This window comes from Chromohalobacter sp. (assembly GCF_039830575.1).
GTDB lineage: Bacteria > Pseudomonadota > Gammaproteobacteria > Pseudomonadales > Halomonadaceae > Chromohalobacter > Chromohalobacter israelensis.
This window is the reverse complement of sequence record NZ_JBDOOX010000003.1, coordinates 221,021-239,130: the sequence shown is the minus strand read 5'-3', so window position 1 is coordinate 239,130 and position 18,110 is coordinate 221,021. Positions and strand designations below refer to the sequence as shown.

Here is an 18,110-nt window from a genome sequence, read left to right as displayed (position 1 = left end):
AGCGGTTAATCGGTTATAGGCACCGTGACGAAATGCACGCTTCCCGCGTGGGTGCACGACTTGAAGGAATCGACGACATGATCGTAGTGACGGGCGGTGCCGGGTTCATCGGCGCCAATCTAGTGAAGGCTTTGAACGCACGCGGCCGCGAGGATGTCCTCGTGGTCGACGACCTTTCCGACGGCACCAAGTTCGTCAATCTCGCCGACTGCACGCTGGGGGATTATCTCGACAAGGATGACTTCCTGGCGCGCGTGAAGGCCGAACTGCGCGGCGAACCCAGCGAGCTGCCGCCGATCGAGGCGATTTTCCACGAAGGCGCCTGTTCGGATACCACCGAGTGGGACGGCAAGTTCATGCTCGAGAACAACTTCGAGTATTCCAAGGTGCTGCTGCATTTCTGCCAGTACAAGCGTATCCCCTTCCTGTATGCCTCGTCGGCGGCCACCTATGGCGGCAGCGAGGTGTTCGTGGAAGCGCCGGAGCACGAGAAGCCGCTCAACGTCTACGGCTACTCCAAGCTGCTGTTCGACCAGTACGTGCGCGTCCACTGGGAGTCGTTCGACGCTCAGGTGGTGGGCTTTCGCTATTTCAATGTCTATGGTCCCCGCGAGCAGCACAAGGGCAAGATGGCCAGCGTCGCCTATCATCACCACAGTCAGGTGAAGCGTGGCGAGAATCCCAAGCTGTTCGGTGCCTGGGACGGCTATGACGCCGGCATGCAAAGCCGCGACTTCGTCTATGTCGGCGATGTCGTCGACGTCAACCTGTGGTGCCTCGATCACCCCGAGGTCTCGGGTATCTTCAACCTGGGGACCGGCCGCGCCGAGCCGTTCAAGGCCATCGCCGAGACGGTGATCGATTACTATGCGACCGGCAAGATCGACTACATCGACTTTCCCGAGGAGCTGAAAGGGCGCTATCAGAGCTATACACGGGCGGATATCTCGCGGCTGCGCGAGGCGGGGTACAAGGCGGAATTCAAGACGGTTCGCGAAGGCGTCAGCGCCTACCTGGATTGGCTGAATGGCTGACGATACCGCCACCTCCCCGCGCCTGCTCGTCGTCGGCCCCTCGTGGGTCGGCGACATGGTCATGGCCCAGAGCCTGTTCATGACGCTCAAGGCGCATCATCCCGAGGCCTATATCGGGGTGCTGGCGCCGGGCTGGTCGCTGCCGATCCTGGCGCGCATGCCCGAGGTCGACGAGACCATCGCGCTGGACGTCAAGCACGGCGAGTTCGGCTGGGCCACGCGCCGTGCGGTGGCGGGCAAGCTGAAGGGGCGCTTCGATCGGGCGATCGTGCTGCCGCGGTCCTGGAAATCGGCCCTGGTGCCTTTCCTGGCGCGGATACCGGAGCGCGTGGGCTTCCACGGCGAGCAGCGCTATTGGCTTCTCAACGCCCGCCGTCAGCTCGACAAGCGCGTACTGGATCAAACGGTGAAGCGCTTCGTGTCGCTGGGGTTGCCCGAGGAGCAGGCCCTTACGGGAGACTTCGCCATTCCCGCGCCTCGGCTCGACGTGAACGGCGACGAACAGCAGCGCCTGCGCGACTCCCTGGGGCTTTCGCCAGGGCCCGCGATCGGCATGATGCCGGGGGCCGAGTTTGGCCCGGCCAAGCAATGGCCGTTGGCGCATTTTCGCACCCTGGCGGAGCGTCTGGTGGCCGAGGGGTACGAGGTGCGGGTGATGGGCGGCCCCAAGGACGCCGACGCCGGCGAGACGATCAGCCAGGCGTTGCCCGGGGTCCACAATCTCTGTGGTCGCACGCAGCTGACCGAGGTCGTCGACCTGCTCGCCGACTGCCAGCAGGTGGTCACCAACGATTCCGGGCTGATGCACGTGGCGGCCGCCGTGGGCACCAGGGTTCAGGCCGTCTACGGATCGTCCTCGCCGAGTTATACGCCGCCGCTGACCGAGAACGCCGAGATCCACGACCTCTACCTGTCCTGCTCGCCGTGCTTCGCCCGCGAATGCCCCCTGGGGCACACCAACTGTCTGCGCCACCTCGAGCCGGCGCGACTGCTGGCCTCGATCCGCGCCGCCGGGTCCGCGTCACCGCGCTCGCTCAGTTGACACCCTTCCACATGTAAGACTGCAGGGCGTCTTCCTCTTGCATGTGGTCGTTGATGGTTTCGAGCCCGTATTCTTCGATCAGCGTGGGGCGTTCGGCGAACAACGAGTGCCCCAGGCCGGCGGCGCGCGTCTCCAGCGTGAAACCCATGGCCTCGAGCACGGTGGGATAGACATCGACCATCGAGCCCTGGCGCTGGATGCGCTTGCCGGCGGGCACGCCCTGGCCGAGCATCATGAAGGTGTTTTCGCGCTGGGCGGTGACCAGTTGCGGCCACTCGGAATTCTTCATGCTCAGATGATCGCTGGATATCACCACCAGCGTGTTGTCGAGCAGCCCCTCGCGGTCGAGCCGTTCCAGGAAGCGGCGCACCAGCCAGCCGGTGCATTTCACCGAATACAGAATGTCCACCCCATCGAACTCTCCCTGATTTTCCAGGCACGATTGCGACGGATTGCCGAATGGCGGATGCGCGGCCAGGGTCAGGGCGAACAGTGCGTAGGGCTGGCGCGACGCGTCACCGGCGAGTTCGCGGATGCGCTGCGTGGCCATGTCGAGCAGCGTGTCGTCGTAGAGTCCCCAGTCGTTGAGATAATCGGGCGGGGTGACGTCGTCCTCGAGCTCGTCGCGTCCCAGGACGGTATCGAAACCGTGTCCTTCGTAGAAGACCTTCTTGCCCGCGAAACGCGTGCTGGCACCACCCATGTAGGTGAGGTCATACCCTTGGGCGTTGAGCATGTCGCCGAGACACCGGGTATGCGGCAGCACGGCATCCAGCGGTTCGAACTGGTTGTCGTGCATCAGGCCGGCGGGAATCAAGGGCACGCCGCACTGCGTGGCGACCATGCCGGCCGTGGTCCAGCCGGTGTTGTCGAGTTGCTTGATGCCCTCGAAGACCGTGCCGCGCCGGCCCAGAGCCGCCAGATCCTCATAGGCATTGCCGAACGTCTCGCGGTCGGCGTACGTGCGCTCGGTGCTTTCCAGGTAGAGGTAGATGAGGTTGGGGCGCGTCTGCGGCGTGGTGGCGATGCGCGGAGGCTGATAGTGCTGGCGCAGCCAGTCGCCCTGGGTGATCGCCGAGGCACCGCGTTGCGACAGGCCGAACAGCAGCGGGTTGAAGGCCAGCAGGAAGATCGCCCCGACTCGTTCCCAGAGCCGCCACCGGTGGTCGGCACGCACCAGCCAGGTGAAGGCCACGAGCATCAGGATACAGCACAGCGTGAAGGCGAATGCCGCGAAGACGCGCCGCTCGCCACCGTGTTCGGTCATTCCGGCCTGCAAGTGGAAGATCACCGCGCCCAGATCGAGCCTGCCGAAGCTGTCGTCCAGATAGAGGTAAACCCACCACAGGATCAAGGGCACCAGTGACCACGGCCAGACGCGGCGCAGGCTCGCGCGTTGCCGGGGATGGCCCCAGCGGAAGCGCCAGGCGATGGCCACCCACAGTGCGGCGACCGGGATCATGAACCAGTGACTGAGAACGGCCAGCGTGGAAAAGGTGTACCCCAGGCAAAGCCCGATGTAAGTAAGCGCTGACCATCTTTTCGATGCGGTGGATATCTTCATTGCAGGAGTCGTCCCTGATCACGAAAGCATGAGTCATGATGACAAGTGTATGACAACGCCGAGGGCGATGAGTGGCACCTTCCTGGGCCACATGGCATGGCGTTTACGCGTCGCGTTCCAGTTCGTACAGCTCATTGAGCTTGGCGTATTTCATGTAGGCATGAAACGCCGTGGTCATGGCGACCGTCATGCCGTCCATGCCCTGGAAGAGCCCGCCCTTGAAGACCAGCTTGCGCAGCATCGCATTCGTCGCATGCAGTATCGGGCTCAGCCGCGAGGGGCGCTTGCCGCGTTCCTTCATGGCCCAGGCGTCGCGACTGGACAAGGTGTCGATGCGCCGGATCCAGTGCGACATGTCCTCGTAGGTGAAATGGCGCAGATGGGCCGAGGTCGCCTCCACACGGGGTGCCTGTACCGAGGAATGCGCCTTCTTGGGCAAATAACCTGACGTGGTGCGGTTATACAGGCGGACCACGGGGTCGGGATAGAAACCGGCCGCACGAATCCAGTGACGCGCCACGTAATTCTTGCGCCGGAAACTGTAGGCGGTGCGCGGGTCGTCGAGTGCCAGGGACTCGATCAGTGCCACGGCATCGTCGTCGAGGCGTTCGTCGGCGTCCAGGGCCAGGATCCAGTCATGCTTGGCGAACGGCACGCCGTGGGCCTTTTGCGGCCCGTCGCCGAGATAGGCCTGCGAGATCACCGTGGCGCCCTCGGCCTCGGCGATGGCCACGGTGTCGTCGGTACTCAACGAATCGACGACGATGACCTCGTCGCAGACGCGGCGCAGCGAGCGCACGCAATCGGCGATGTTGGCTTGTTCGTTCAGGGTGATGACGATTCCGGTCAGCGGTTTCATGGCGTTTCCTCGGTGGCCGCGCGGGACGGCCAGGCATCGGCGATATGGCGCGCCACCGCGCCGATGTCGATGCGTGACATGTCGGTGGCGGAGGCGTCGTCGGCCGGGGGACTGAAGGCCAGGCGACGTTCCTCGACGTTGCAGGTTTGCCAGCGCAATGGCGTCGCCGAGCGCTTGGCCGGGTAGAAGCCGATCGTGGGACGGTTCAGGGCGCCGGCGATGTGCAAGGGGCCGGTCGAGCCGGCAATGAACGCATCGGCGGCGGCCAGGGTCAGGGCGAAATCGGTGAGGCTGGCCCTCGGCGGCATGAGCCATGCCTCGATGCCGCGAGCCTCGAGGGTGTCGACCAGTCCCTGGGCCGTGGCTTCCTCGTTGGGGCCGTGAGTGATGACCCACTTCGGCGGCGACGCCAGCAATCCGTTCAACGAGACGACCAGATCGATGTATTGCGCCACACTGAGGTTGACCGCCGATCCGCCGCTGCCGGGGTGCAGGAACCACCAGGGGGCAGAGGAAGCGATCCCCAGCTCCTCGCGCAGACGTTGGCGCTGGGTATCGCGCGCCTGTGCCGGAAGCGGCCAGTAGGGGGGCGCCGTCGCGGGGATGTCCTGGCCGAGCGCTCGCAGCAGCGCATGCGCGAGCTCCTGGTTATAGACGTACTCGGGTTTTTGCGATCGCGATCTACGCTGCTTAATGCGAAAGTTGTAAAATACCTGTGCCCACTTGGTGGCAGGCGCCATGCGCAGGGAAATGCCGGCGCGCCACCCCAGCCAGCCGATGCGCGGCGTGGAGAACAGCGTCAACAGGGCGTCGAAGCCTCCCGCGCGCAGCGCGGCACGCAAGGCCTTGCGCTGGGCCCGGGGCGCACCGTCGCCGGGGTCGAGAATCACCTCGTCGACCCACGGGCACGCATGCGCCAGGGGCGCCGTATAGGTGGGCACCAGCACGGCAACATGGTTGTCGGGATGAGCACTCTTCAGGCAGGCCAGGGCCGGCCAGGCGAGCATGAAGTCGCCGAGCTTGTCGTTGCGTACCACGAGGATGCGCTGTGGGCGCGGCTGGGTCATCGAGTCTCCTGTGCCCGGTGGCGTCGACGCGTGAGTCGACCATTGTCCGAGGAGCTTGCCTTGCAGCACAAGGTCTTGCACATCTGTTTATCCCGCGGCTGGGGCGGGCTGGAAATGTACCCCGTGCGCATTATACCCGAGCTGGTGCGCCAGGGGTGGCGTGCCTACGTGCTGACGCTCGAAGGCACGCGCCTGGCCCAGGCGCTGGCCGACAGCAAAGCGGTCGAGGTGCGCAGTGTGCGCTCACCCTCGCGAGCATTGTGGCAATTGCCGGCACTGGTGCGCTGGTTGCGCCGGCGCGGCATCGGGGTCGTGCACTGCCACAAGTCGAGCGATCTGCGCCTGGGCGCGCTGCTCAAATGCCTGTGCCCCGAATTGCGCCTGATCTTCACCGATCACATGGGGGTGACGCGTCCCAAGCACGACCCTTACCACCGCTGGGTGTATCGCCGCGTCAACCGCGTACTGTCGATCAGCGAGGCGACGCTGGCGCGCAACCGCAAGGCCTTTCCGCTGCCGGCGTCACGCATCACGCCGCTTTATCTGGGAGTCGACACGGCACGGTTCACGCCGCGTCTCGAGGCAGCCGAACGCCAGACGCTGCGCGATGATCTGGGCATTCCGCGCGAGGCGGTGGCGATCGCCTTGCCGGGGCGTCTGACGCCGGGCAAGGGACAGCAGGTCCTGCTGGATGCCTTCATGCGGCTGGTCGACGCAGGCGACCGTCAGTCACACCTGGTGCTGATCGGCGGGCTGGAAGCGGGCGAGGGCGGCAACTCCACCTTCATCGCCTCCCTGCGTCAGCAGGTCACCGAGCGAGGCCTGCAGGACCGTGTCACCTTCACGGGCTTTCGGCGCGACCTGGCGCGGCTGTTCGAAGTGCTCGACATCGTCTGCGTGCCGTCACGCAACGAAGCCTTCGGCCTGACGGTGATCGAGGCGATGGCAGCGGGCAAGGCCGTGGTGGGGTCCGACAGCGGCGCGATCCCCGAGCTCATCGGAGCCGGCTGCGGACGCCTGGTCGACCCGCAGGACCCGGCGGCCTGGGCCGCGACACTCCGCGAGCTGCGCGATGCCCCGGCGCTGCGTGAGCAACTGGGAACGGCCGCGCGTCGGCTGGCCAACGCGCGCTTCACGCTGGCCAAGCACGTCACCGGGCTGCGGGCGGTTTACGAAGACATCGATCAGCCCTGGCGATAGAAGCGGCGGAACCACTGCATCGCGTCGAACACCGCCGGCGAGAATTCGGCGCCTTCGATCGGATCGAGCTGGCGGTCGACGATCTCCCACTGACCGGTGCCATCGACCACCGTGATCCGGTTCGGCTCGATGATGCCGTAGTCGATGTAGCTGCTGGATTGCACCCAGGGATGGTCGATGCCGGGCTTCAGCAGGTCCTCGCCCATGGCATAGTCGGAGAGCGGGTTGCTGCACCCCAGGGCGTGGCGCATCAGCATGGGGGCCACGTCGAGGTGGCTGGTCATGCCCGTGACCTCGCCCGGCTCGACGCCGGGGCCGTTGACGAGCATCGGCACACGGGTCTGCGGCGAGGCGAAGTGGCCGTTGTGGCCCCAATAGTTCTTGTCGAAATCATCGAATGACTGGCCATGGTCGGATGTGACCACCAGCAGGGTCTCGTCCCATTCGCCCTTGGCTTTCAGGTCGTCGATGGTCTTGCCGAGTAGGACGTCGTCGTAATGCACGGCGTTGCGATGACGGTTGAAGTACGGCAGGGGGTCGGTCTCGGGACCCAGCTCGAGATAGTCCATGTTCTGCACCGACGGCTGGAAGGGCTGGGCGGCGTCGGCCGGGACGTCATAGCCGTGGGGCGCATCGTAGAACAGCATGCCGAACCACGGGGTAGCGTCCTGCCGTTCCTGCCGGCCGAGCCAGTGCATCCAGTCCTCGGTCATCTGCCGGTCCCGGGCCGCGGGCGAGTCTCCCTGGGTGTCCATCCGCAGTGACTCGACCGACGAGAAGATCGTGCGGTCGAAGCCGACACTGCCGAGGCTGGCGGACGAGAAGATGCCCAGCGCGTAATCCTGCTTCTGCAACTGCGTCAGCAGCAGCGGGGGCGTCTGGGAGTCGTTCAGATAGGCGTAGTAGTTGCCGGTCAGGCCGTAGAACAGGCTCATGGTGCCGTTGCGGGTCGCGTTGCCGCCGCTGTAGTGATTCAGATAGCGCCGGCCGCTCTCGTTCAGTGCGGCATGCAGGTTGGGCGTGTTCTTCGGTCCGTATTCGTCGGCGCGCCAGGAGTCGATCAGCACCACCAGCACATTGGGCGGCTGCATGGCCTGACAGCTCAGCGGGTTCTTGGGCCAATCGAGATTCTGTGCCTGCCGGGCCTCGATATCGGCGTTCGCGGCCCGGGCGGCGCGGGGATCGAGCCAGCCGTGTTCCTCCATGAAGTCCTTGGCAGTGGTGGGAAACAGCAGCGGATAGACGCCGACCTGCTGGGTCACGCTGCGCATGTAGCGGGCGTCGGCGACGATATGCAGCGCGTGGCTGCCCAGCAGGGCCAGCAGCACCACGCCGCACGCCGAGCCGACCGGCAGGCGACGGCCTCGTCCCCCCGCGATCAGGCGCTGGGCGAGCCAGCCTTCCAGGGTCAGGGCCAGCAGCACGCAGCCGATCACCACCAGCCAGGTCGAGGTCGTGAAGCTGAAGATCTCGCCATTCTCGTCGTTCAAGAACAGCGAGACCATGAAGTAGTTCACATGGAAGCGGTACTGGGCATAGACCACGGTATCCAGCAGCAGCGCACACAGGCCGAGTGCGCCCAGCAGCGCCGCCGGCAGCCATAGCCAGCGCGCCTTCAGCAGCAGGGCCAGTACGCCCAGTGGCAGCCAGCCGAGCAATGCCAGCATGCCGAAGTGGCCGATCCAGGTCAGGACCAGGTAAGCCACGCCCATGGGGTCGTCGGGCACGGCGAGATAAGGCGTGTAGCGCAGGGCCACCAGCCAGATGAGGGGCAACTGCAACAGCGCGAACGCCAGCGTGCCGCGCCAGCGTCGCCTCAGCGTATCTTGCATGCGGGGACCACCTTATCGTGAGTCGCGGGGAGCGTGTCGGTATCCATCGACAATCGCGGTGAAAGCGCGTCCCGCCGTCGTGGGAGAAAAGCGCGCCAGAGAGCGCTCGAGGCGTGCCAGGTTGGCTTCTTGCCAGCGGCCCGGCGCACGCAGCCGACAGCGGTCGAGATCGATCAGCCAGACGCGGTCGTCGGCATCGACGAGCAGGTTGCGGGCATTGAGGTCGACATGATCCAGCCCGACGTCGTGAAAGCGGCGGATGGTCTGGCCGACACGCGCCAGCAGGGGCGTGTCCGCCGTCGGCAGGCGCTCGGCCAGGGCCTGCACGCCTGGAATCACGCGGGTGATCAGTGCCGCTTCGTAGCTCAGGGCGTGGCGCCATACGGCGGCGGCGACCGGCGTGGGTACCGGCAGGCCACGCTGCTCGAGGGCGGCGGTCAGGCGCATTTCACGAAAGGCGCGCGTGCGCTCTAGCCCGGTCCAGACATAGCGGCGTTCGCTCACGCGGGCGATCGCGCCGCCGCGCCGATAGGGCCGCAGGGCCCAGCGCTCGTCGCCATGCGCGACGAAGAGGCTGGCCCCGCGTCCCGGGGCTTCGCCGATCACGGCGTCGCGCGAGCGCCAGAACGCGGGCGTGAACCAATCCGCGTCGATTTGTGGCCCTTGGCCGGCGTCACATAGAATGTCGGCATCATATAGAATGAATGCCTTTCCCGTTTGGAATGTTGCCAACCGCATGAAGCATCCTCTGCCCGTCCGTCCCGCGCATATCGGCGTGCTGCGACTCTCCGCGCTGGGCGATGTCTGCAACCTCGTCCCGACCATTCGCGTGTTGCAGCGCCTATGGCCCGATGCCCGCATTACCTGGATCATCGGCAAGGGGGAGCACAGTCTACTGGCCGGCCTCTCGGGGGTCGAGTTCATCGTCTACGACAAGGCCACGGGCCTGGCCGGCATGCGCGAGGTGTGGCGCCAGCTGGGCGACACGCGCTTCGATGTGCTGCTGCACATGCAACAGGCGCTGCGCGCGAGCGTGCTCTCGCTGGGGCTCAAGGCCGATCTGCGCATCGGCTATGACAAGGCGCGTGCCAAGGACTGGCAGCACTGGTTCACGCACCGCCAACTTACACCTCACCCCCGTGCGCACGTGCTCGACTCCTTCCTCGATTTCGCCCGTCTGCTGGGCGGTGCCGAGCGAGTCGATGCCGAGCCGCTGCGCTGGGACCTGGCGATTCCCGACACCGCCTACCAGGAAGCGGCACGCGTGACCGGCGACGCGCCGTATATCGTCATCAGCCCGTGCGCCAACCCACGCTTGCGCAATTTCCGCAACTGGTCCGCCGAAGGCTACGCCGCCGTGATCTCGCATGCCTGGCAAGAGCATGGCCTGCGCACGGTCATGACCGGGGGCGGCAGTACCCAGGAGCAGGAAATGGGCGCGCGCATTCGCGCCCTGTGCGCCGAGGAGGCGGTTATCGATGCCATCGGCGCGACCTCGCTCAAGGGCCTGCTGGCGATGCTCGACCGCGCGCGCATGGTGATCGCCCCGGATTCCGGCCCCGTGCACATGGCCAATGCGCTGCGCACCCCCACGCTGGGGCTTTACGCCACGACCAATCCCGAGCGCGCCGCGCCCTATTGCTGGCGCGACTTCGTGGTCGACCGTTACCCCGACGCCGTGCGTCGCTACCTGCACAAATCGCCGGAGGCCATCACCTGGGGCGCGCGCGTGCGCCACCCCGATGCCATGAGCCTGATCCACGCCGACGACGTCATCGCGCAGTTCGATGCCTTGCTGAACGCCGCGCCGTCCGCCTCGTCCCGCCCGGAGCCCGACCATGAAACTTGATCTGACCGTCCTCGAACAGGCCCGCTTGCTGGTAGTGGGCGATGTCATGCTCGACCGCTATTGGCATGGCGGCACCTCGCGCATCTCGCCGGAAGCGCCGGTACCGGTGGTCAAGGTCGGCGAATCGGAAGACCGTCCCGGCGGTGCCGCCAACGTGGCGCTCAACATCGCCGCGCTGGGCGCCCATGCGGCCCTGGCGGGCGTGGTCGGCGAGGATGAAAACGCCGACTTGCTGGCGGCACGTCTCGAAGCTTGCGATGTAAGTACTTACTTCTACCGTAGCCCCGAGATACCCACGATCACCAAGCTGCGCGTGATGAGCCGCAACCAGCAGTTGCTGCGTCTGGACTTCGAGGAATCGCTGTGGGAAATCGACACCCAGGGCCTGACCGAGCGCGTCGAAGCGGCGCTGCCCGAGGCCGACGTGGTCATCCTCTCCGATTACGGCAAGGGCAGTCTCAATCGCGTCGAGACGCTGATCGCCACCGCGCGTGGCGCCGGCAAGCGAGTGCTGGTCGATCCCAAGGGGCATGACTTCGCCAAGTATCGCGGCGCGAGCATCATCACGCCCAATCTTGGGGAATTCGAGGCGGTGGTGGGTCCGTGTCCCGACGATGCCACGCTGGCCGAGAAGGGCGAGCGCCTGCGTGCCGAGCTGGAGCTCGAGGCGCTGCTGGTCACGCGCAGCGAGAAGGGCATGACGCTGATTCGCGAGGGACACGCGCCGTTGCACCTGCCGACCCATGCCCGCGAGGTGTATGACGTGACCGGCGCCGGGGATACCGTCATCGGCGTGCTCGGCCTGGCACTGGCGGCGGGGCATGGCTACCCGGAGGCGATCATGCTGGCCAACCTGGCAGCGGGGCTGGTGGTGGCCAAGCCGGGCACCGCGACATTGTCCATCGCCGAGCTCTACACGGCACTGCATGGCGACAAGCTCGCCGAGTTCGGTCCCATCGAGGAAAGCGCGCTGATCGACGCGGTGCGCGCGGCCAAGCTGCGTGGCGAGCGGGTGGTGATGACCAATGGCTGCTTCGACATCCTGCATGCCGGCCACGTGGCGTACCTCGAGCAGGCCAAGCGCCTGGGAGATCGGCTGGTGGTGGCGGTCAACGACGATGCCTCCGTGGGACGCCTCAAGGGGCCCAAGCGTCCGATCAACGCCCTCGAGCGTCGCATGCAGGTGCTGGCGGGCTTGAGTGCCGTCGACTGGGTGGTGCCCTTCGGTGAGGAAACCCCGGCGCGACTGATCGCCGAGGTGCTGCCCGATGTGCTGGTCAAGGGCGGCGACTATCGTCCCGAGGACATCGCCGGCGGCGAAGCGGTCATGGCCGCCGGGGGCGAGGTTCGCGTGCTGAACTTCGAGGACGGCGTCTCGACCACCGCCATGATCGACACCATTCTCGACCGGGAAGGCTAAGGCGCGATGCTCACGCCCCGTCTCGCGCGCGGCCTCTACAGTGGCGCGTTGTATCTCCTGTCACCCTTGATATGGTGGCGCGTATGGCGTGAGCATGCGCTCACTAACAAGCGTGCGGAACGGTTGGGGCTGATCGCCGCGGTGGACGAGACGCCGACGATCTGGCTGCATGCCGCGTCGGTCGGCGAGGTGCTGGCCGCGCGTCCCCTGATCGAGGCCCTGGCCGAACGCCATGCCGATCACCGTCTCGTGGTCACCACCATGACCGCGACCGGCGCCGAACGCGTACGTGCGCTGTTTCCCGGCGAGCGCTACGCGCTGACGCATTATTTCCTGCCGCTGGACTTTCCGGGCGCGGCGCGGCGCTTCACGAGGCGCTTGCGACCGCGACTGGCGATCATCGTCGAAACCGAACTGTGGCCCAACCTGCTGGCGGCGTGCGACCGGCAGCAGGTGCCCGTGGTGGTGGCCAACGCACGGCTCTCGGAGAAGGCCTTCCAGGGGTATCGCAGGGTGAGGGCACTGCTGCATGGTGCACTGGGTGCGGTGAGCTGGCTGGCGGCCAAGTCGGAGGCGGACCTGGAGCGCTTCGTGGCGCTGGGGTTGCCCCGCGCACGTGGCGACGTGGTCGGGTCGATAAAATTCGATCTGCCGCTCAACGACGGATTTCGTGATGAGGGTAAGCGCTTACATTCATCCTGGGAAAGCCGCTTCGTGTGGGTCGCCGGTTCCACCCATGACGGCGAAGACGAGCAGGTGCTCGATGCCCATGCCCGGCTGCGCGAGCGCGATCCGCAGGCCTTGCTGGTCCTGGTGCCACGTCATCCACAGCGCTTCGCGGCCGTGGCCGAGCTCTGCGTGGCGCGTGGCGAGCATATCGCGCGGCGTTCGCAGGGCGAGACACCCGACGCCGCGACGAGCGTTCTGCTGGTCGACACCATGGGCGAGCTGATGCGCTTCTATGCCGCGGCGGATGTCGCCTTCGTGGGCGGCAGCCTGATGCCCATCGGCGGACACAATCTGCTCGAGCCCGCCGCACTCGGCGTGCCGGTGCTCACCGGGCCGCACCTGGAGAATTTCGAGGACATCGCTGCGACCCTGCGCGAGGCACAGGCCCTGCGCGAGGTGGACGATGCAGCGGCACTGGGAGATGCCCTGGTGGCGCTCGCCGACGACCCCGAGGCGCGCCGCGGGCTGGGAGCCGCCGGCGAAGCCGTGGTGGACGCCAATCGCGGTGCCCTGGAGGTGACCCTGGCGGGCATCGCCGCGCGGTTGCCGGCCACGCCGACACGCTAGCCCGCCACGCCGCGGGAGTGCACGGCCCGTGTCGTCAGGGCGTGTGGCGCTCGACGCCATGCTCCGTTCCCAGCAGCAGCACATCCGCGCCGCGCTGAGCGAAGAGCCCGTTGGTCACCACGCCGACGATGTTGTTGAGGCGCTGCTCCATGGCCCTGGGGTCCTCGAACAGGCATTCGTAACCGTCGAGGATCTGGTTGCCGTTGTCGGTGACCACGCCGTCGCGGTAGACCGGCGTGATGCCCAGCTTGACCATCTCCCGCGCCACGTAGGAACGCGCCATGGGGATCACCTCGATGGGCAGCGGAAAGCCGCCGAGCACGTCGACGCGCTTGGAAGCGTCGGCGATGCACACGAAACGTTCCGCGCAGGCCGCGACGATCTTCTCCCGTGTCAGCGCCGCACCGCCGCCCTTGATCATGTTGAAGTGCGCATCGATCTCGTCGGCGCCGTCGACATAGACCGGCACCGTGCCCACGTGATTGAGCTCGTAAACGTCGATGCCGTGATCGCGCAGGCGCTTGGCCGTGGCTTCCGAGCTTGCCACCGCGCCGAGGAAGTCATGCTTGTGCTCGGCGAGGAGGTCCACGAAGAAGTTGGCGGTGGACCCGGTGCCCACGCCGATGATGGTGTCGCGCCCCAGCAAGGGCGTGATTTCCTCGATGGCGGCGGCGGCCACCGCGCGCTTGAGTTCGTCCTGGGTCATGTCGTGTCCGTCTTGGCGAGTAAAGCGAAGTGCGGTGCCCATTATAAGGCTTATCGTCGTGCGGTAAGAGGGCGTGACAGCGACATGGCAGTGCCCGGGGCTGGACGCCACGCCGCGCGCTCTGCTAACAATGGAAGTTTGCTACCGGTTTGGCCCCATGCTGGCGCTCATTCTCGTTGTCCGTGCCGCTCGCGGCGACGGCGTCTTGCCCGATTCGGCGGGGCGCGGGGAGTGGGAGCCGGTTTTCCAATGAGACGCGCGAATTCGCAGGACACACCAGAATGCTAGAAGAGACCGTCAAGAAAATCCTCCAGGCTCGCGTTTACGAAGCGGCCCGGGAAACGCCGATATCCCCTGCTCCCTTTCTCTCCCGCCGTCTCAACAACACGATTCTGATCAAGCGCGAGGATTTGCAGCCGGTCTATTCCTTCAAGATTCGCGGCGCCTACAACAAGATGGCCCAGCTGAGCGATGAACAGAAGGCCAAGGGCGTGATCGCCGCGTCCGCCGGCAACCATGCCCAGGGCCTGGCCATGGCCGCCAAGCAGATGGGCGTCAAGGCGGTCATCGTGATGCCGCGCATCACGCCCGACATCAAGGTCCAGGCCGTGCGCGCGCGTGGCGCCAAGGTCGTGCTCAAGGGCGATGCCTTCGGCGAGGCGCTGGCACATGCGCGCGAGCTGATCGACGAGCATGGCTACACCTACATTCCGCCCTTCGACGATAATGACGTGATCGCCGGCCAGGGCACGGTGGGCATGGAGATCCTGCGTCAGCACAGCGGACCGCTGGACGCGGTATTCGTGCCCGTGGGCGGTGGCGGGCTGCTCGCCGGCGTGGTGGCGTACATCAAGTACCTGCGCCCCGAGATCAAGGTGTACGGGGTCGAGGCGGAAGACGCCGCCTGCCTCAAGGCGGCCCTGGAAGCCGGCGAGCGGGTCACCCTCGACCAGGTCGGCGTGTTCGCCGAGGGCGTGGCCGTGGCGCAGATCGGCGAAGCACCCTTCGAGATCCTGCGCCACTGGGTGGATGGCGTGATCACCGTCACCACCGATGAGATGTGCGCGGCGGTCAAGGACATCTTCGAGGATACGCGGGCGGTCGCCGAGACCTCCGGCGCGCTGTCGCTGGCGGGGCTCAAGAAATACATCCAGCAGCAGAACGCCGAGGGCGAGACCCTGCTGTGCATCAACTCGGGCGCCAACACCAATTTCGATCGTCTGCAGCACATCGCCGAGCGCACGGAGCTGGGCGAGCAGCGCGAGGCGATTCTGGCGGTGACTATTCCCGAACGGCCGGGCAGTTTCAAGAAATTCTGCAAGACCATCGGCAAGCGCATGGTCACCGAGTTCAATTACCGCTACGCCGACCCCGACCACGCGCACATCTTCGTCGGCGTGCAGGTCAAGCCGGGCGGCGAGGACCGCCAGGCGGTGATCGACAAGTTGCGCGAGGCCGATTATCCGGTGGAGGACCTCACCGACAACGAACTGGCCAAGCTGCATATTCGCCATCTCGGTGGCGGGCGTCCCAAGGAGCACTTCAGCGAAGAAGTCTACCGGTTCGAGTTCCCCGAACGCCCCGGCGCACTGATGAACTTCCTGACTCATCTGCCCGGCGACTGGAACATTTCACTGTTCCACTACCGCAACCATGGCGCGGCGTATGGCCGAGTGCTGGTGGGCATGCAGATCCCCAATGGCGCCCGGGCGCATGTCGAGGAACATTTCGAACGCATCGGCTATCGCTACTGGAAGGAATCCGACAATCCCGCCTATCGTCTGTTCATGGCCTGAGACGGGGACGTCGAGACGACGCTGCCTTCATAGTCGCCGATTATGAGAAACTGTCTACCGATAGGCTCTCATGTCGGCGGCATGAAGGAAGTCCGGCGCGAACGATGTTCGTTAACCAAACGTTTCATTCTAATGCCCGAGGGCCGTTGTCAACCCCGATAGCTGAGCCTATAGTCGTATGCGTTATTTGGGGTGGTAAAACAACCGTTTCTTACGGAGCAGGAAATGAAACGCAAGCCTGATTTGGTCATGGCTTTGGTACTGGTGTTCGGCTTGGGAGTGGTCGCGACAGGGTACGCACAAACATTGATGGGTACCTAGGCGTCCGAGCCGACCGCCGGTCGGTTCCACTGCCGAGAGTCGCATGACCGTGCAAACGGCCGCTGACAGTTCACTGTCAGCGGCCGTTTCCATTTCCGGGCTTTGCCAGCTTCTGCCAGGCTCAAGTGCGAGTCGGGCGAACCACGCGGGCATCGCTGACGATGGCATCCAGGGGGATGTCCCAGTCCGCTGCGGGAAGCCGCTCGACGTACTGACAATCGTGAGCGAGACCGATCAGGCACGGGTGCGGCCGGCGCAGACGCCGGAAGGCGAAGGTGCGGTCGTAGAAGCCGCCGCCCATGCCCAGTCGATTGCCGCTGGCATCGAAGCCGACCAGCGGCATGAGCACCAGATCCAGCGCCCAGGCGGGCAAGCGTCGCGCATGGTGCGCGCCATGGCGCGTACAGGGCTCGGGGATCGAGAAGCGATTGGTGCGCATGGGCGTGCTTGCGTGGTAATGCACGAACCATAGCCGGTTGTCGGATAGCGGACGCAGTACCGGCAGATAGACGTGGGCCCCGCGCCGTCGAAACCAGTCGATCAGCGGACGAGGATCGATCTCGCCGTCGTTGGGCAGATAGAGTGCGACTCGGCGTGCGCGTTTGACTTCCGGCAAGCGGCGCAGGCGTTGGCTCAACAGGCCTGCGGCCTGGCGGCGCTGCGCTGCGGAAAGGCCGCGTCGGCGCTGGCGAAGAGTGCGGCGAAGCTGTCGCCGGCTGGGCATGTCGGAGGTAGCGTCATGCGTCATGATGGGAGGTTCCCCAAAGTGCCGCTGTCGTCTTGGCCCTGAACCTAAAGGTTCAAGGTGGGTGGCCGCAGACGAGTCATCAGGCTTTCCGTCGCACGGACATGCACACAGACCCGTCTAGCATTTGGCCCCCGTGGTAATGCGCATAGGCTCGAGGGAATACAACGACTGGCGAACACCTCAGGGAACGTCTCTATCCTAGCAGACACCGGGGCGTCGCCAAAACGTTAAACCTCAGGTCGCGGCATCGTCCGCATTCGAGGGCACATTGGCCAGGGCGTTTTCCAGGCGCTCGTTGACGCGCGACAGGCTGGCTTCGCCCTCGCGCTGGTTGTCGAGCGCCTCGAGGAGTTCATGGGTGATGTTCAGCGCCGCCATGATGGCGATTCGCTCGGCGCCCTGTACCTTGCCCTGGGCGTGGATGCCGTTCATGGCGCGATCCAGATAGCGCGCCGCGCGCTTGAGATCGTCTTCCTGGTCGGGCGGGCAGGCAATCACGTAGGGGCGTCCCAGCAGCGTGATTTCGATCGTCGGCCGCGAGGCGTCGGTCATGGGTCGCTCCAGAGCGGGCCAAGGTCGGGCCCGATGCGGTAAGATGAAACCAGGTTTCCGCGCCGAGCGCGGTGGTGGGAACGGCCTCGACGACATCGGCATCCTGCCGTCGCGAGCCTGCGTTCGCCGCCATGTAAGCCATCGATCACTATAAAGAGCCGCCAGGTCGCGGTCAACGCGCCCCGGCGGCCTGCCACACCATAGGACCGTTTCATGTCCCTCATCGACGAACAACTCGATTTTTCCCGTGTCGCCGACACCTTCCTCGCCCATGGCAGTCTGCAGTCTCCGGCGTTTCTCGACGGCCGCCTGTGTGCGCGTCTGGCGCTGGACGATATCGCCGCCGACACCTGGCTCGAGGAAGTCTGCGCGACCCTGGGCGTCGATCAACCCAAGAGCCGCGAGGATGGCGAAGTGCTCCTCGCCTGGCGACAGCAGACGCTCGACGCCCTGGCCGCGCCGGAGCTCAATTTCGAGCCCCTGCTGCCGGATGAGCTGTTCTCCCTCGCCGAGCGCGCCCGCGGGCTCCAGGAGTGGACTCAGGGCTTTCTGGAGGCCGTCGCCGAAGTCGCCAGCGACAAGCGCGATGGCTGGTCGGCGGCCCTGCGCGAAGTGCTCGAGGATCTCGCTTCGCTCACCGAGTTCGACATCGAGCTCGATGAGACCGCAGAGAACGAGAACGACCTGTTCGCCTTGACCGAGCATGCCCGCATGGCGGCCATGCTGCTCTACACCGAGCAGCACCCCGGTCAGCCCCAGGTCGAGCGCGTCGACACCGAGGATGACGGCAGCACGCCGCCCGACCGGACACACTGATGGGCTCG

Annotated in this window: 16 protein-coding genes and 1 other RNA gene; 8 read left to right on the top strand and 9 right to left on the bottom strand. The window is 65.8% G+C overall.

All coding sequences use genetic code 11. The annotated features are described in order from the left end of the window. Positions 1 to 77: 77 nt before the first annotated feature. Together rfaD and waaF are read left to right on the top strand one after the other, a co-directional pair. Positions 78 to 1,034, top strand: coding sequence for an ADP-glyceromanno-heptose 6-epimerase (gene rfaD / locus ABGX75_RS02100; RefSeq protein ID WP_301968689.1), 957 nt, complete (start codon positions 78 to 80; stop codon positions 1,032 to 1,034). Next, positions 1,027 to 2,076, top strand: a complete 1,050-nt coding sequence (waaF, locus tag ABGX75_RS02095; protein WP_301968688.1) for a lipopolysaccharide heptosyltransferase II — start codon at positions 1,027 to 1,029, stop codon at positions 2,074 to 2,076. Before rfaD ends, waaF begins: the two co-directional genes overlap by 8 nt. On the opposite strand, the gene ABGX75_RS02090 is transcribed toward waaF, so the two are convergent. The 3 genes from ABGX75_RS02090 to ABGX75_RS02080 form a co-directional block, all read right to left on the bottom strand. Next, a complete protein-coding gene (locus tag ABGX75_RS02090; protein WP_224113426.1) occupies positions 2,069 to 3,640 on the bottom strand; it encodes a sulfatase-like hydrolase/transferase in 1,572 nt (523 codons plus the stop codon). The genes waaF and ABGX75_RS02090 overlap by 8 nt on opposite strands. A 103-nt stretch (positions 3,641 to 3,743) precedes the next feature. Then, complete coding sequence (locus tag ABGX75_RS02085; RefSeq protein ID WP_011505322.1) at positions 3,744 to 4,499, bottom strand: glycosyltransferase family 2 protein; 756 nt, start codon at positions 4,497 to 4,499, stop codon at positions 3,744 to 3,746. After that, positions 4,496 to 5,566 (bottom strand): glycosyltransferase family 9 protein, encoded by a 1,071-nt coding sequence (locus ABGX75_RS02080; protein WP_301968686.1) that lies wholly within the window; start codon positions 5,564 to 5,566, stop codon positions 4,496 to 4,498. The genes ABGX75_RS02085 and ABGX75_RS02080 overlap by 4 nt, the downstream gene beginning before the upstream one ends. A 60-nt stretch (positions 5,567 to 5,626) precedes the next feature. Between ABGX75_RS02080 and ABGX75_RS02075 the strand changes: the two genes are divergently transcribed. Next, on the top strand, positions 5,627 to 6,766 hold the full coding sequence (locus tag ABGX75_RS02075; protein ID WP_224113427.1) for a glycosyltransferase family 4 protein: 1,140 nt from the start codon (positions 5,627 to 5,629) through the stop codon (positions 6,764 to 6,766). On the opposite strand, the gene ABGX75_RS02070 is transcribed toward ABGX75_RS02075, so the two are convergent. Beyond that, positions 6,751 to 8,598 carry a DUF3413 domain-containing protein gene (locus ABGX75_RS02070; RefSeq protein WP_347410824.1) on the bottom strand — a complete coding sequence of 616 codons (1,848 nt, stop codon included), beginning with the start codon at positions 8,596 to 8,598 and terminating at the stop codon, positions 6,751 to 6,753. The two genes, ABGX75_RS02075 and ABGX75_RS02070, sit on opposite strands and share 16 nt — an antisense overlap. Positions 8,599 to 8,610: 12 nt before the next feature. Then, positions 8,611 to 9,336, bottom strand: a complete 726-nt coding sequence (locus tag ABGX75_RS02065; RefSeq protein WP_043557802.1) for a 3-deoxy-D-manno-octulosonic acid kinase — start codon at positions 9,334 to 9,336, stop codon at positions 8,611 to 8,613. Here ABGX75_RS02065 and ABGX75_RS02060 point away from each other — a divergent pair. From ABGX75_RS02060 to waaA, 3 genes are read left to right on the top strand one after another with little or no spacing between them, the layout of a single operon-like run. Beyond that, positions 9,335 to 10,447, top strand: coding sequence for a glycosyltransferase family 9 protein (locus tag ABGX75_RS02060; protein ID WP_035414057.1), 1,113 nt, complete (start codon positions 9,335 to 9,337; stop codon positions 10,445 to 10,447). The two genes, ABGX75_RS02065 and ABGX75_RS02060, sit on opposite strands and share 2 nt — an antisense overlap. Beyond that, positions 10,437 to 11,867, top strand: coding sequence for a bifunctional D-glycero-beta-D-manno-heptose-7-phosphate kinase/D-glycero-beta-D-manno-heptose 1-phosphate adenylyltransferase HldE (gene hldE, locus ABGX75_RS02055; protein ID WP_011505328.1), 1,431 nt, complete (start codon positions 10,437 to 10,439; stop codon positions 11,865 to 11,867). The genes ABGX75_RS02060 and hldE overlap by 11 nt, the downstream gene beginning before the upstream one ends. A gap of 6 nt (positions 11,868 to 11,873) precedes the next feature. Beyond that, positions 11,874 to 13,163, top strand: coding sequence for a lipid IV(A) 3-deoxy-D-manno-octulosonic acid transferase (waaA, locus tag ABGX75_RS02050; protein WP_347410825.1), 1,290 nt, complete (start codon positions 11,874 to 11,876; stop codon positions 13,161 to 13,163). A gap of 34 nt (positions 13,164 to 13,197) precedes the next feature. Here waaA and rpiA read toward each other — a convergent pair whose 3' ends face one another. After that, positions 13,198 to 13,869 (bottom strand): ribose-5-phosphate isomerase RpiA, encoded by a 672-nt coding sequence (gene rpiA / locus ABGX75_RS02045; RefSeq protein WP_043557803.1) that lies wholly within the window; start codon positions 13,867 to 13,869, stop codon positions 13,198 to 13,200. 182 nt (positions 13,870 to 14,051) lie between these two features. Here rpiA and ilvA point away from each other — a divergent pair, with 182 nt between their 5' ends. Next, positions 14,052 to 15,665, top strand: coding sequence for a threonine ammonia-lyase, biosynthetic (ilvA, locus tag ABGX75_RS02040; protein ID WP_347410904.1), 1,614 nt, complete (start codon positions 14,052 to 14,054; stop codon positions 15,663 to 15,665). Positions 15,666 to 16,107: 442 nt separating this feature from the next. Here ilvA and ABGX75_RS02035 read toward each other — a convergent pair whose 3' ends face one another. The 3 genes from ABGX75_RS02035 to ABGX75_RS02025 form a co-directional block, all read right to left on the bottom strand. Next, positions 16,108 to 16,734: a 5-formyltetrahydrofolate cyclo-ligase gene (locus tag ABGX75_RS02035; RefSeq protein WP_347410826.1), complete on the bottom strand. Its 627-nt coding sequence runs from the start codon at positions 16,732 to 16,734 to the stop codon at positions 16,108 to 16,110. Positions 16,735 to 16,740: 6 nt separating this feature from the next. Next, positions 16,741 to 16,924, bottom strand: a non-coding RNA gene (gene ssrS, locus ABGX75_RS02030) — 6S RNA. 44 nt (positions 16,925 to 16,968) lie between these two features. After that, positions 16,969 to 17,286 carry a cell division protein ZapA gene (locus ABGX75_RS02025; protein ID WP_011505333.1) on the bottom strand — a complete coding sequence of 106 codons (318 nt, stop codon included), beginning with the start codon at positions 17,284 to 17,286 and terminating at the stop codon, positions 16,969 to 16,971. A 213-nt stretch (positions 17,287 to 17,499) separates the two neighbouring features. Between ABGX75_RS02025 and ABGX75_RS02020 the strand changes: the two genes are divergently transcribed. Then, positions 17,500 to 18,102, top strand: a complete 603-nt coding sequence (locus ABGX75_RS02020; protein ID WP_035414051.1) for a UPF0149 family protein — start codon at positions 17,500 to 17,502, stop codon at positions 18,100 to 18,102. Positions 18,103 to 18,110 lie beyond the last annotated feature (8 nt).

Coding starts and splice junctions, on each gene's coding strand:
- rfaD (WP_301968689.1), top strand. CDS start 78: ATGATCGTAGTGACGGGCGGTGCCGGGTTCATCGGCGCCAATCTAGTG.
- waaF (WP_301968688.1), top strand. CDS start 1,027: ATGGCTGACGATACCGCCACCTCCCCGCGCCTGCTCGTCGTCGGCCCC.
- ABGX75_RS02090 (WP_224113426.1), bottom strand. CDS start 3,640: ATGAAGATATCCACCGCATCGAAAAGATGGTCAGCGCTTACTTACATC.
- ABGX75_RS02085 (WP_011505322.1), bottom strand. CDS start 4,499: ATGAAACCGCTGACCGGAATCGTCATCACCCTGAACGAACAAGCCAAC.
- ABGX75_RS02080 (WP_301968686.1), bottom strand. CDS start 5,566: ATGACCCAGCCGCGCCCACAGCGCATCCTCGTGGTACGCAACGACAAG.
- ABGX75_RS02070 (WP_347410824.1), bottom strand. CDS start 8,598: ATGCAAGATACGCTGAGGCGACGCTGGCGCGGCACGCTGGCGTTCGCG.
- ABGX75_RS02060 (WP_035414057.1), top strand. CDS start 9,335: ATGAAGCATCCTCTGCCCGTCCGTCCCGCGCATATCGGCGTGCTGCGA.
- ABGX75_RS02065 (WP_043557802.1), bottom strand. CDS start 9,336: ATGCGGTTGGCAACATTCCAAACGGGAAAGGCATTCATTCTATATGAT.
- hldE (WP_011505328.1), top strand. CDS start 10,437: ATGAAACTTGATCTGACCGTCCTCGAACAGGCCCGCTTGCTGGTAGTG.
- waaA (WP_347410825.1), top strand. CDS start 11,874: ATGCTCACGCCCCGTCTCGCGCGCGGCCTCTACAGTGGCGCGTTGTAT.
- rpiA (WP_043557803.1), bottom strand. CDS start 13,869: ATGACCCAGGACGAACTCAAGCGCGCGGTGGCCGCCGCCGCCATCGAG.
- ABGX75_RS02035 (WP_347410826.1), bottom strand. CDS start 16,734: ATGACGCATGACGCTACCTCCGACATGCCCAGCCGGCGACAGCTTCGC.
- ABGX75_RS02025 (WP_011505333.1), bottom strand. CDS start 17,286: ATGACCGACGCCTCGCGGCCGACGATCGAAATCACGCTGCTGGGACGC.
- ABGX75_RS02020 (WP_035414051.1), top strand. CDS start 17,500: ATGTCCCTCATCGACGAACAACTCGATTTTTCCCGTGTCGCCGACACC.